General features: G+C 37.3%; 10 protein-coding genes. 6 read left to right on the top strand and 4 right to left on the bottom strand.

Annotated elements, in window-relative coordinates; all coding sequences use genetic code 11:
* Window positions 1–248 precede the first annotated feature (248 nt).
* The 4 genes from A0J48_RS23995 (at window position 249) to A0J48_RS23980 (ending at window position 6,061) form a co-directional block, all read left to right on the top strand.
* Window positions 249–1,892 (top strand): ABC1 kinase family protein, encoded by a 1,644-nt coding sequence (locus A0J48_RS23995; RefSeq protein WP_200327103.1) that lies wholly within the window; start codon window positions 249–251, stop codon window positions 1,890–1,892.
* A 176-nt stretch (window positions 1,893–2,068) separates the two neighbouring features.
* Window positions 2,069–3,742, top strand: coding sequence for an AAA-like domain-containing protein (locus A0J48_RS23990; RefSeq protein ID WP_200327102.1), 1,674 nt, complete (start codon window positions 2,069–2,071; stop codon window positions 3,740–3,742).
* A gap of 306 nt (window positions 3,743–4,048) precedes the next feature.
* On the top strand, window positions 4,049–5,029 hold the full coding sequence (locus A0J48_RS23985; protein WP_200327101.1) for an ABC transporter ATP-binding protein: 981 nt from the start codon (window positions 4,049–4,051) through the stop codon (window positions 5,027–5,029).
* Window positions 5,030–5,272: 243 nt separating this feature from the next.
* Entirely contained in the window at window positions 5,273–6,061 is a 789-nt protein-coding gene (locus tag A0J48_RS23980; protein ID WP_200327100.1) for an ABC transporter permease, read from the top strand.
* A gap of 159 nt (window positions 6,062–6,220) precedes the next feature.
* Here the strand turns inward: A0J48_RS23980 and A0J48_RS23975 are convergent, their stop codons facing one another.
* The 4 genes from A0J48_RS23975 to A0J48_RS23960 form a co-directional block, all read right to left on the bottom strand.
* Window positions 6,221–6,493 (bottom strand): hypothetical protein, encoded by a 273-nt coding sequence (locus A0J48_RS23975; protein WP_200327099.1) that lies wholly within the window; start codon window positions 6,491–6,493, stop codon window positions 6,221–6,223.
* Window positions 6,494–6,656: 163 nt separating this feature from the next.
* On the bottom strand, window positions 6,657–7,511 hold the full coding sequence (locus A0J48_RS23970; RefSeq protein ID WP_200327098.1) for an Rpn family recombination-promoting nuclease/putative transposase: 855 nt from the start codon (window positions 7,509–7,511) through the stop codon (window positions 6,657–6,659).
* A 57-nt stretch (window positions 7,512–7,568) separates the two neighbouring features.
* A complete protein-coding gene (locus tag A0J48_RS23965) occupies window positions 7,569–9,275 on the bottom strand; it encodes a serine/threonine-protein kinase (RefSeq protein WP_200327097.1) in 1,707 nt (568 codons plus the stop codon).
* A gap of 122 nt (window positions 9,276–9,397) precedes the next feature.
* A complete protein-coding gene (locus tag A0J48_RS23960) occupies window positions 9,398–10,237 on the bottom strand; it encodes an alpha/beta fold hydrolase (protein ID WP_200327104.1) in 840 nt (279 codons plus the stop codon).
* A gap of 181 nt (window positions 10,238–10,418) precedes the next feature.
* On the opposite strand from A0J48_RS23960, the gene A0J48_RS23955 reads away from it, so the two are divergent.
* Together A0J48_RS23955 and A0J48_RS23950 are read left to right on the top strand one after the other, a co-directional pair.
* Complete coding sequence (locus tag A0J48_RS23955) at window positions 10,419–11,951, top strand: SagB/ThcOx family dehydrogenase (protein ID WP_200327096.1); 1,533 nt, start codon at window positions 10,419–10,421, stop codon at window positions 11,949–11,951.
* 509 nt (window positions 11,952–12,460) lie between these two features.
* Window positions 12,461–13,288, top strand: coding sequence for a formylglycine-generating enzyme family protein (locus tag A0J48_RS23950; RefSeq protein WP_200327095.1), 828 nt, complete (start codon window positions 12,461–12,463; stop codon window positions 13,286–13,288).
* Window positions 13,289–13,437 lie beyond the last annotated feature (149 nt).

The raw sequence follows: 13,437 nt of genomic DNA, 5'->3' as shown, positions 1-13,437 counted from the left end.
AGGCAGGGGAGGCAGGGGGAGAATATTAACTTTTGCCTCTTGCATGAGTGCCTTTTGCCTTCTTTCTGTTCCCTGTTCCCTGTTCCCTGTTCCCTTGTTTACGAATTACGAATTAAGTAAGTCGGCACGAAACAACCAAGCAAGTACAAAAATGTAAAATTGCTAAAAACCTCTTTCCTCCAGCATAGCTGCCTCCTGCCTCCTGCCTTGTCATAACGACAATTTTTAACGCCTACCTACTTATTAAAATGTTTCTCACCCAAACTGTGCCTCGACAACGAGAAATTATTGAAGTAGTCCTCCGCAATGGTTGGGACTATATGCGACGGTTGCTTACTGGTGGTAAAACTGATGAACCTCAATTACCAACACCTGCGGTCTTAAAAAATATTTTGGTGGATTTAGGGCCAGTTTATGTCAAACTCGGTCAGCTACTTTCCACCCGTCCAGATTTGTTAAATGCTGCTTATATTGAAGAACTGTCCACTCTACAAGACGAAGTACCACCAGTTCCTTGGTCAGAGGTAGAAATTGTTATCCGCAAACAGTTAAAAAATCCTCTGGAAGAAACATTTCGCACCGTTAATCATATTCCAGTGGCGGCAGGATCAATTGCCCAAACCCATCGCGCTACTTTAGCAGATGGAAGAGAAGTAGCTCTCAAGGTACAACGTCCAGGGATTGATGTCACCATTGGCCAAGATATTGCCTTAATTCAAGGAATTGCGGATTTAGTAGCGCGTACTGATTTTGGTCAAACCTATGATATCAAGGCTATTGCTGAGGAATTTACTCACGCTTTAGAAGCAGAATTAGACTTTACACGAGAAGCTGGCCACACAGACCAACTACGGCGTAACTTATCCCAAAGTCGTTGGTATGATCCCACACAAATAGTAGTTGCGGAAATTTACTGGCATCTGACTACAGAAAAATTATTAGTGATGGAGTGGTTGGATGGTGTGCCTCTGTTAACAGCAGATTTAACTAGCGAAAATGGTCAAGATGCTGTCGCTAAAAGGAAAGGAATAACCACTTTATTGTTTAGAGTATTTTTTCAACAACTCTATATTGATGGTTTCTTTCACGCTGATCCCCATCCCGGAAACTTATTTTATCTTACTGATGGGCGTGTTGCGCTTTTAGATTGTGGCATGGTGGGTAGACTTGATCCCCGTACTCAACAAATTCTCACCGAAATGTTGTTAGCAATTGTTGATTTAGATGCTCAAAGATGCGCTCAGTTAACTTTGCAACTTTCAGATTCTGCTCAACCTGTGATTTTATCTCGGTTAGAAAATGATTATGAGCGAATGCTGCGAAAATATTATAATGTCAGCCTGACTGAGATCAATTTCAGTCAAATCATCTATGAAATTTTACAAATTGCCCGCAATAATAAAATTCGTTTACCCAGTAATATGGGTTTATATGCCAAAACATTAGCGAATTTAGAAGGAGTGGCACGTACTTTTAATCCAGAAGTGAATTTATTTGAGGAAATTCAACCATTAATTACAGACTTGTTTCGTCGTCAGTTATTAGGAGATAGTCCTGTTCGCTCCCTCCTGCGTACTGCTTTAGATATCAAAAGTCTTTCTTTACAATCTCCTAGACAAATTGAACTATTATTAGACCGTGTAACTTCAGAAACCCTACAATGGAATTTATCACTCAGAGGTTTAGATGGTGTACGCCGGACAATGGACGATGCTGCTAACAGGCTTTCTTTTAGTATCTTAGTAGGGTCGCTGATCATGGGAGCAGCACTTATTTCTAGTAGAGCAACAACATCACAATTATCTTATGTTAGTAGCATCTTATTTGCTGCTGCTAGTTTATTAGGTTTATGGTTGATAGTTAGTATTTTACGCTCAGGGCGTTTAAGGTAACTAAATTAACTCAGCTAAGGCGGCCAGTAGCAGATGGCAAATGTTAATTTTTATATATAATTTTCACAAGGGTCTTACATAAGTTCACATTACTTAGATAATTATACTTAAATCATTATTTATTGTGAGTTAATGGATATAGTGTCACATTAATTTGAGTCGAGAAATAAATATTCATGTTCAATCAAAAAGGTATATTCCAGATAGAGGAAGATATCCCTTTACCTGGTGATCCGCTGCCATTCAATTCCCGATTTTATATTGAACGTCCTCCCATTGAAAATGATGCTTATACAGAGTTGAGCAAACCAGGTGGATTGCTACGCATTAGAGCATCTTGCAACATGGGCAAAAGTTCCTTGATGTTACGGTTAATTCACCGAGCCATGAATCAAGGATACCTAATAGTGAGTATAGATTTCCAACAGGCCGATAGCGAAATTTTTGCTAGTCTTAACCAATTTTTACGCTGGTTTTGTATTAATGTTGCTCGTCAGTTGTCTGTTGCACCAAATCTAAACGATTATTGGGATGAGGATATCGGGAGTAAAATTAGTGCTTCAATTTATTTTGAGGAATATTTATTAAAACAAATTCAAAGTCCATTAGTTTTAGTTCTAAATGAAGTAAATTATATTTTTGACCATCTGCAAATTGCTAAGGATTTTTTACCTTTGTTAAGAAGTTGGCATGAAAAAGCTAAACAAACTAAAATTTGGCAAAAATTGCGGATGGTAGTAATTCACGCTACAGAAGTTTATGTTCCTTTAAATGTAAATCAATCTCCTTTTAATGTAGGATTATGCCTAAAAATACCAGAATTTAATGCGGAACAAGTCACAGAATTTGCTAGGCGATACGAAATGAATTGGTTTGATAGTAGTGCTGTAAAACAATTAATGGATCTGGTTGGTGGACATCCTTATTTAATTCATCTCAGTTTATATCATCTCCAGCAACAAAGAATTTCTTTTCCAGAACTACTAGCCACGGCTATCAGCCACAATGGCATTTATAGCAATCATTTAAGGTATTTGTTGACGATATTACAAAGTAATAAAGAATTATCTGAAGCTTTTTATCAAATTATAAATCCCCAAGAATCTAACCATATATCGGTGAATTTAATTTATAAATTAGATAGTTTGGGACTTATTAAAAAATTAGGAAATGATAATTTTCAACCAGCTTGTGAAATGTATCGTTTATTTTTTCAAAAAGAAAACTTAATAGTAGAAAATAATCCTTCTATTCGTTTAGAACAACTAGAAGAAGAAAATGAAAGATTAAAATTTTTAGTGAATTTTGATACACTGACTCAAATTGCTAACCGGAGATATTTTGATGATCGCTTCCAATTAGAATGGGAAAGGATGGAACGTACTCAAGAACCCATAGCCTTGATATTAGCAGATATAGATAAATTTAAACTTTTTAATGATACCTATGGACATCAAGCTGGAGATGATTGTTTAAGTCAAGTTGCTCAAGCAATTAATGCAGTAATTACACGACCAGATGATTTAGTTGCGCGTTATGGTGGGGAAGAATTTGCGGTGATTCTACCACAGACTGATGCTAAAAAAGCAATAATAATTGCGGAAGAAATTAGAGAAAAAGTCAAATTATGGGAAATTAAAATTCCTAGCAGCACTCAATATGGTCAAGAAATAAATGTAGCCCAAGTAACAATAAGTTTAGGAATTGCCTGTCTTATCCCTCAAGCCTCTCTAGGGTTAAAGGAATTATTTGCAGCAGCTGATCAAGCACTATATGAAGCCAAGCAAGTGGGGCGCAATTGTACTATTTTGAGTTCCAAATTTTGTTATTACAATCCAAGTTATGAATGATACTTTCTCTCTTACTTTGATTCCAGGGTATACCCCACCTAACAAGGGTAGGTTTTTTACATTGTCGTCAGGGCAAGACAAGGAAGACAAGGAGGGAAAGTAGACAAGGAAGTTATGCCTCTTATGAAAAAATACCCCTTTAAGAGCTATTAAAAGCAGAAGATTTTTTCCGAACAATAGCATAGTCAAGAATTAGTCAAAAATGATTACCCTAGAGAGAATATTTCTGAACACCATCTGTGCGATTCTTAGTAAAAGGCAGAAATTAAAAATCAGAATGCATCAGGTAGAAGGAAATAATTTTTTATGTCAATAATCATAGCAGACAACCTCAGTAAATCCTATCCAGTAGCGATTAAAGATCCAGGGATTCGCGGAACTTTTACCCACTTTTTTCGCCGCACCTATCATCATATTAATGCTGTGCAGGATGTTTCTTTTAGGATTGAACCTGGTGAAGTAGTGGGGTTTTTAGGACCAAATGGTGCTGGTAAAACCACAACTTTAAAAATGCTCACAGGGTTAATTTATCCTTCTAGTGGCAAAGTCAAAGTTGCTGGACAGATTCCCTTTCGTCGTCAAGAAGCATTTTTGCAAAACATCACCCTAATCATGGGACAAAAACAGCAATTAATTTGGGATTTACCAGCAATAGATTCCTTAAAAATTAATGCCGCAGTTTACAACATTTCTGATAAAGAATTTCATCGACGAGTTGGTGAATTAACAGAAATGCTATCCCTAGAAGGGAAGCTTAATCAACCAGTACGCAAACTTTCATTGGGTGAAAGAATGAAAGCAGAACTATTAGCAGCACTTTTACATCGTCCCCAAGTTTTATTTTTGGATGAACCAACTTTAGGACTGGATGTTAATGCTCAAGTAGGAGTACGTGATTTTTTACGAGAATACAATCAGCTTTATCAAGCCACAGTATTATTAACCAGCCATTACATGGCAGATATTACAGCTTTATGTCAACGGGTGCTAGTGATTCACCAAGGAAAACTAATGTATGATGGTAGCTTAGATGGACTATTAGAAAACTTTGCACCTTATCGAGAAATTTATGTTGAATTATCTCAATCGTTACCCGCAGAAAAATTAATGTCCTATGGTGACATTCAGCTTTTAGAAGGACGAACGGTGCGATTTATTGTCCAACGCGATGCACTGACGCGCACAGTATCACAGATTTTAGCAGATTTGGATGTGGTGGATTTAACAGTAACTGAACCACCAGTAGAAGAAGTAATAGGTAGAGTTTTTCAATCTGGTATTGTGTAGTAGGTGACAGGTGACAGATGTGAAAATCTGCTTGTATCTTAGTTTTGTTATTGTTCGCGTCCTAACTAGCTCAGGACTTATGCAAAATCATGAAAGAACAAACCACGAAGGACGCAAATAACACGAAGGAATAAGAGTTTCAGAGAGTTCTTGCGTAAGTCCTATAGCTGCTGCTATATCTTCTGCTATATCTTCAAAGTAAACAGGGAATAGGTAAAATCAAAATTGAAACATCAAATATCTATGCAAAATATTTTCAAAAAAATCCTGACTTTGCTAACAGTATATTATGCCTATATGCTGGAGTATCGCTCAGAATTAATATTATGGGTTTTGTCTGGGTCTTTACCAATTATTCTCATGGGTGTCTGGATAAAAGCCGCAGCAGGTGGAAATTTTAGTTTTACACCCGTAGATTTTGCACGTTATTTTTTTGCTGTTTTTATCGTTAGACAACTTACCGTTGTTTGGGTAATTTATGAATTTGAAAAAGAGGTAGTACAAGGTAAATTATCACCCCGGTTATTACAACCTATTGATCCAGTATTTCATCATTTAACTGGGCATATTTCTGAAAGATTTGCGCGACTTCCTTTTGTATTTCTGCTCACAGGATTCTTTTTTTTATTATATCCCGAAGCTTTTTGGATGCCGAGTTTAGGCAATATATTATTATTTACCTTGGCTGCGGTACTAGCTTTCGCTTTACGGTTTCTAATTCAGTACACCCTGGCAATGTTAGCTTTTTGGACAGAAAGAGCAACAGCTTTAGAAAATTTCTGGTTTTTGTTTTTTCTGTTTTTATCAGGTATGATTGCACCTTTGGAAGTTTTTCCTGAAGCTGTGCGAAACATAGTTATGTTTACACCATTTCCCTATTTAATTAATTTTCCTGCTAGTATTTTAGTAGGTTTACCTGTAGATTTAACCAGGGGATTTTTATCAATTTTAGGTTGGTTTTTGGTATTTCTAGGTGCGAATCGTTTGTTATGGCGTGCAGGGCTAAAGCGGTATTCAGGCATGGGAGCATGAATAAGCTGGTATCCCTTCAAGTTGCACATTGAGGTAGGCAGAGGGGAGGTTTTAGCGGTTTGGTTCACAAATTGGAATTATGCAATTTAGGTGAACAACAGCTTATTTTAAAATTCCAAATTACAACATTTAATAACAAAGCCATATACTGATAGAATTTCAATTCTGTTCATTGCTGTCAGATTTATCATTGTTAATATTGTGCATAAATTTCTGCAATTCATCTAGAGTATTGACAGTGAGAACGCCTTTCTGAATATTCCTTAATATCTCTAAATCAGAAATTTGTGATATCTGTGCCATGAGTTCCAAACCTTTAATACCGAATTTAATATCTAAAGCCAACTCAATTCCTGACAGCCTTTCTCTAAGCCGTCCTTCTTCTATACCTTTGTGCAGAATTTCCTGATAGAAGAAAGATTTTTCTAACACTTTTAACCTCCACCTAATAATTTCTTTATAGCAGTTTTCATGTATTTAGACATCAACTTAGACATCAGGCAGAATTAATCAATTTATTTGCTCCTTTGTGCGAAACTTTCACTAAAAGTTGGTTTATTACCTGAAAATCGCTGTAAATCTCATTAGGGTAAGTTTAAATCATCTGCATAAATTCCCGCAATTCGTCCATATTATTGATAGTCAGAATTGCCCTTTGAATAGTTTTTAACTGTTCTAAATCAGCAATTTGCGATATTTCTGGCATTAGTTGTAAACCTTCATTACCAAATTTTATTTCTAAACTTAGTTCGATGGCTGAAACTATACCCCGTTTTTCACCTCTTTGTTCACCTTCTTTTAAAATCTGCTGATACCAGGGAGACTCGCGTAATACCACCATATCCCACCTCATGATTTGCTGAACTAAAACGCTATCTAATACGAAGGTAGCAAAAAAAGCCATGACTGTTTCTAATTGGCTTAATTGTTCATCTGCACGGAGCATTTGTAGTGCTTGTCTGACTGTCGCTTCTTCACCACCATTTTTGAGAATTGGGACAAAGGGAAGCAGTGAAGGAATGGTTTGACTCAAAGCTATTTCTACATCAACTTCCCAAAGATTTATCACCCGGTAGTCTTGACGTGCTTGTAAACCAGCAAATTCTGATTTGTAGCAGTGAGGAATTTCTTCCTCGCTTTCTTTGAGAATGTTAATTAATACAGGGTAAGTGGGAAGGTTATATTTTTCCTCCGCTAATGCTGCATAAGCCCGCATTCGTTTGGGCATTTCTGGCTTATATCTTAATTGTAACTCGTTGAGTACCAGAAATTCGCCGTACTGTGGACTGGAGGCTTTAACTAATACATCGCTTTCTCGACTTATCCATTGCAATTCTGAATTGATGATTTCTCCGGTGATAATGTCGGGAATTTGTGTCACCCATTTTACCCAATTTTCAGGGGCGATGCTAATAAGTTTTTTGGTGCTAATATCTGCTTTTTTGACCATAATGTTTATAAGATTTATTTACCGCAGAGGCGCAGAGAACGCAGAGAAAGAAAAATATTACAAATTACTAGAAATGGTTTTAAATTTATCTGCTGCACCTAGTGAATAATCTTCTAATTTAAAATCAGCAAAGGGTTTTTTCTCTAATCTATCTCTTAATGCTTCATCTAAAATAACTCCTTCGGCTTGTTTTTTCACTCCAATGATAATAATGCTGCGTTGATAAGCGGTTGAGTCTTGATTTGCTTGACAATCTTTTCTCTGAAATTGTCCCAGATTTAATAAGCGATAGCCTTTAACGCTGGATGTGTTACTAAATATCTTTTTCACTAACAATTGAATTTGCTTAGAACGTTCTAAGGCTCGACTTTGTTCTGCGTTTACATCACCTTCACAAGAAGCTGTTCCTACGGAAATAATTTCACTGGGATTTTCCATAATTCTCTGGATACCTTCTTGTTCTAAGTTAGATTTTAATGAATCCAGGTTAATAGTTTGGTCGTTATATCTAATTTGATACGTGCTGCCTAATTGCCATTTATATTCTACTGATAAAACCGCTATGTTAAATTCCGCTACTCTCCCTTGGCTATCTTTTCCTTCTTCATAGGGAAAATAATCGACTTTGCCTTTTTTTACTGGTGCTTGTCCATAGTCGGCAGGAAGAACTGTAAATTTATTATTTCGGGTGGCTAATGCTAATGTCCACAATAATAATAAGGAAACTATTAAGGCTGTAAACCAGGCTAATAATGGTAATATTTCAGGTTTTTTAACAGGTTTGTTAACAGTTGTGTTTGTAGTTGTTTGGTTGACTATTTCTGTCTGTAAAGCACCGATTACATTAACTGTAGCTGAAGAATTTCCTGTAATTTGATTTTCTAGGGTTGTTAATTGATCTAAAATTTCTCTGGCATTGCTAGGACGTTTATTAACTTCATTTGCCATTAACCAATCAATGAAATCTAATAGTAATGGTGAAACATGATTTGCTAAATGTCGCCATTTTAATATATCCTGATGAGCATCATATAATTGAGTCGGTTGACAACCAGTTAATAAAAATACAAAGGTGCGTCCTAATGCAAAAAAATCTGATTGGGGTAAGGCTTGACCTCGCATTTGTTCTAGAGGACTATAACCAGATGAGGAAATGGATGTCATACCGCCATGATTAGCTATATAAGTTTTAGTAATTTCTCTGGCTGTGCCAAAGTCAATTAATACTAATTGCCCATCTGGGCGAATCATAATATTAGATGGTTTAATATCTCGATGAAGATATTGTTGATTATGTACTAACAATAAAATTTCCGCTAATTGTTTTAACCAAGCTATAGCTTGTCCTTCAGAAATGGGGCGGTTTTGTTGTTGCTTGAGCCATTGTTCTAAATTTGGGCCTTCGATTTTTTCCATCACCATACAATGCAGGGTTAAACCTGTTCTGGTTTGATAGTTAAAGTACCCTTCAGCTTGGGGAATACCAGGATGATGTAATTGTGCTAAAACATTTACTTCTTGCTGAAATAGTAAAACAGCTTTGCTATCGGTTACTAATTCTTCTTTGAGGATTTTGATAATTTTTGGTATGTCTTGTTGATAACCTTCATAGACTTTGCTAAACCCAGTTTTATCACTCAATAAACGCAGCACCCGATAACGTCCTAATAATTCCAATTGTGAACCACAACTTTGACAAAAGCGGTTTTCGTCGTTGTCTGGGTGGTTGGGTTGAGGACAAACTGGGTTAATGCAAAGACTCATAATAGGGAATAGGTGACAGGTGATAGGTGATAGGTGACAGGTGACAGTAAGAAGGCAAAAGGCAAAAGGCAAGAGTGTATTCTTCCCAATTACCAATTACCCATTACCAAATTGAAATTATCTCATTTTTGCTCTGCTAAAAATTCGGCTACTGTTTGATTAAATTCTTCTGGTTGAGTTAAAAATGGCCAGTGGTTGCCGGGAACTGTTTTGAGGGTAAGGTTTTTGAGGTTAGTTTTATAAGGTTGAATTTGCCAATTTTGGCGGTTTACTCCTTTTTCGGGTTGTATGAAGAGTGCAGGAATATCAACTGGGGTGATGAAACCTGGTACTTCTAAGACTGCATCAAAAATCCCATCACGGGCAGCGATGGTAAATTTGCTACCCCAACTTCCATCGGGTTTTTGTTCAATTCCCGCTTGAAAGACTTGCTGTTGTACAGAACTCCAGTTTTGAAATTGACTGAGTTGTTTGATTTTTTGTTCGGCTTCTTCGTAACTGGCAAATGGTCCCATGCTTTGCAGAAAGGGTAAGACGCTATACAACAAGGGAAAGGTTAATTTCAGGAACCTGGGCATTTTCCAGATGAAAATGGGATCTACCAAAGTAATGCTGCGTAAGCATTTTGGGTTTTGTCTTGCCCAAATAGCAGCTAATTTACCTGTCCAAGAGTGACTGACAATATGAGCAGCAGACCATCCTAAATTATCCATTAATTCTTCTAGGTCTGCGATCGCACTTTCAAAAGTATAATCTTGATCTGGTTTACTACTTTCACCATGACCACGCATATCCGGAGCTACTATATGGTAATCTGCCGCTAAATAATTCCCCAAGCTAGACCAAACTAAGGCATTATCAGCCATACCATGTAACAGTAATAATGGTTCTTGACCTTGGTTCCATTCCAGGTAAGAAATTTGCACATCAGGTTTGGATAGAGTTTTACGTACAGGTATCATCTGGTAATTCATAATTCTTAATTCATAATTCTTAATTGGCAAAAGGCAACGGGAAACACTCACAAAACTGATAACTGTTCATTGATAACTAATTTGAGATTGTACTCATTAACACGAAACAATTAGACAGATGAATGTCAAGATCAAAAAATAGCATTCTCTTGAGGATATTAAAATTACTATGCCAGAAATACACCAATCAATTGCCCAACATTACCATGAGCGTACTAAGTACGACCCTGAGACTTTGGCCTCAAAAAGTCAGAAGATAGATTGGGCTAAACAGCCTGTACCATTCAAAGAATATAAAATTGGTTCTGATTTTGACCTCAAACCCTATCTGCAACAACCATCAGAGGCTTTTGCTAATAATCTTGATGCTAAATGGTGGCAGAGACTTTCGCAACTGCTATTCCACAGCTATGGACTAACTGTGAAAATGCCTTCTATGGGTAGTGCGGTATATTTACGTTCTGCTCCCAGTGCAGGAGGTTTATACCCGGCTGAGGTATATATAGTTTCTCGTGGTACACCTTTGTTACCTGCTGGACTTTACAATTATCAGTGTCGCACTCATTCTCTGATGCAGTTTTGGGAAAATGATGTGTGGACGGCTTTACAAGCAGCTTGTTTTTGGCATCCTAGTTTAGAAAATACCCAATTAGCTATTATCACCACTGCGGTTTTCTATCGTTCTGCATGGCGTTATGAAGACCGGGCTTATCGGCGAATTTTTCTCGATACTGGACATCTTTTAGGTAATATCGAGTTAGCGGGGGCAATTACTGATTATCGCCCTCATTTAATTGGTGGTTTTATTGATGAAGCTGTCAATAATCTACTTTATATTGATCCAGAACAAGAAGGGGCAACTGTTGTCATAGCATTGGCAGATTTGTTAGATATTAAACAAAACTTGCCCTTGGGAAAAACTGCTTTGGCTTCGACGACTGACACTAATTATCCCTCAATTCCTGATGGTGAATTGCTAAAATATTTTCATTTTCATACCCAAATTCAACCAAGCGAAACTGGTAATAACAATTTAAAACCAGTCAAATCAGAAAACACCTTAGAGGATAAATATAATTTTCCCTTTTGTGATAAATTTTCTACGGTGACTACACAAATTGACTGGGGTAATAATCTTTCAGAATTAGAAAATACTATCTATAAACGTCGTTCTACTCGCGCTTATAGTGGCGAAAATTTAAATTTTGATGAACTAAAAGCCTTACTCGATTTTACCTACCAATCACAAAATTATATTGACCAAAATTTAGATAATTCTCCTGATTACTTTGACTTGAATTTAATTGAAACATTTATTGCTGTGTCTGGTGTCAAAGGACTTGATTCAGGTTGTTATTATTATGCTCCTAAAGCCCAAGAATTAAGACAAATTCGCTTTAAGAATTTTCGCCGTGAGCTACATTTTCTGTGTTTGGGACAGGAATTAGGAAGAGATGCTGCCGCAGTGATATTTCATACCGCTGATTTGAAAACTGCGATCGCTCAATACGGCGACCGTGTTTACCGTTATTTACATCTCGATGCTGGTCATTTAGGACAAAGACTGAATTTAGCAGCCATCCGCTTGAATTTAGGGGTGAGTGGTATCGGTGGCTTTTTTGATGATCAGGTAAATGATGTTTTGGGTATTCCTACTGATGAAGCTGTTTTATATATCACGACTTTGGGTAGACCAAGGTAATTGAGAATTTAGAATGAAGAATTTAGAATTTAGAATTGAATTTGGGAGCATCCTATAGTTATAGCTGTAGACACAATACTGTTCGGTTAAGAATTTTTGTAGGTTGGGTTGAACAAACTGAAACCCAACAACTGAACAGTATTGATTAGTGAGTAATTTTCTGTTTTAATCCTGTAAATCTTCTCATCCTGGACATCCTGATTCGGACAATTTTAACCTATCATCAAAATGGGGTAGGCATTGAAAAACGAGGCGGTTCTTGGAACAACAATACTAGGAACTGTCGTTGTGCGACTCGCAACAATTTCGACAACAACAACAACAACAACGGTTTTCGAGTTGTGCGTGTTCCCCCCAGCACTCTTCTGTGCCAGAACTGGCAGGTGGGAATCTGTCGGGTGTGCCAAAGAAGAGTCCAGACCTACTCCAGTGATGTGAAAACATCCGAAAATAACCCGAAGTCAGATAGCTTAGTAAGCATAGCTGAAACGTTATCTGATTTCACCATCATGAACCAAATCATCATCCGCCGCCAAAAAAAACAAGCAAAATACTATACCCAAGAATTAGATAAGGGTATCGGACTAGACATGATGGAAATACCAGAAGGAACATTCCTCATGGGTTCACCAGAGGACGAAGAGGGAAGATATGATGATGAATCACCACCACATCCAGTAACAGTACCAAGATTTTTTATGGGTAAATATCCCATCACGCAAAAGCAATGGCAAATAGTAGCAGGATGGGAACAAATAGACAAAGAACTAGACCCAGACCCCTCATATTTTAAAGAAGACTACCAAGGAATAGACAGATGGCAAAGACCAGTAGAAAACGTATCCTGGTCAGATGCAAAAGAATTTTGTAACAGACTACGCAAAAAAACAGGGTTAGAGTATCGCCTACCCACAGAAGCAGAATGGGAATACGCGTGTCGTGCAGGAACAACCACACCATTTCATTTTGGGTCAACCATCACAGCAGAACTAGCAAATTATCGTGGTACAGATGTGTATGGAGATGGGGTGAAAGGGGAATATAGAGAGCAAACAACACCAGTGGGATATTTTAAAGTAGCGAATAACTTTGGGTTATATGATATGCACGGGAATGTGTGGGAATGGTGTGAAGATGACTGGCATAATAATTATGAAGGTGCGCCGACGGATGGAAGTGCATGGATAAGTGAACAAGCGAGTGACGACAAAGTGTGTCGAGGCGGTTCTTGGGTCAACGGTTCTAGGTACTGTCGTTGTGCGTCTCGCAACTATTTCGTCAACAGCTTCGACAACGACGGTTTTCGAGTTGTGCGTGTTCCCCCCAGGACTGAGTAGCCCTTTACACTTTTGCCCTTTTGCCCTCTCGCGCTATGCGCGAAAAATTTTTTTTGATTTTTTAATGTGCAAAAATACAGATTTATGAATAATATGAATGAATTACCAATTATTCAAAAAACCTATGATTTGATTAAATGGTATATTCC

It is taken from the genome of Sphaerospermopsis aphanizomenoides BCCUSP55, from assembly GCF_001586785.1.
Classification (GTDB): Bacteria; Cyanobacteriota; Cyanobacteriia; order Cyanobacteriales; family Nostocaceae; genus Sphaerospermopsis_A; species Sphaerospermopsis_A aphanizomenoides_A.
This window is presented reverse-complemented; position numbering and strand designations above follow the sequence as displayed.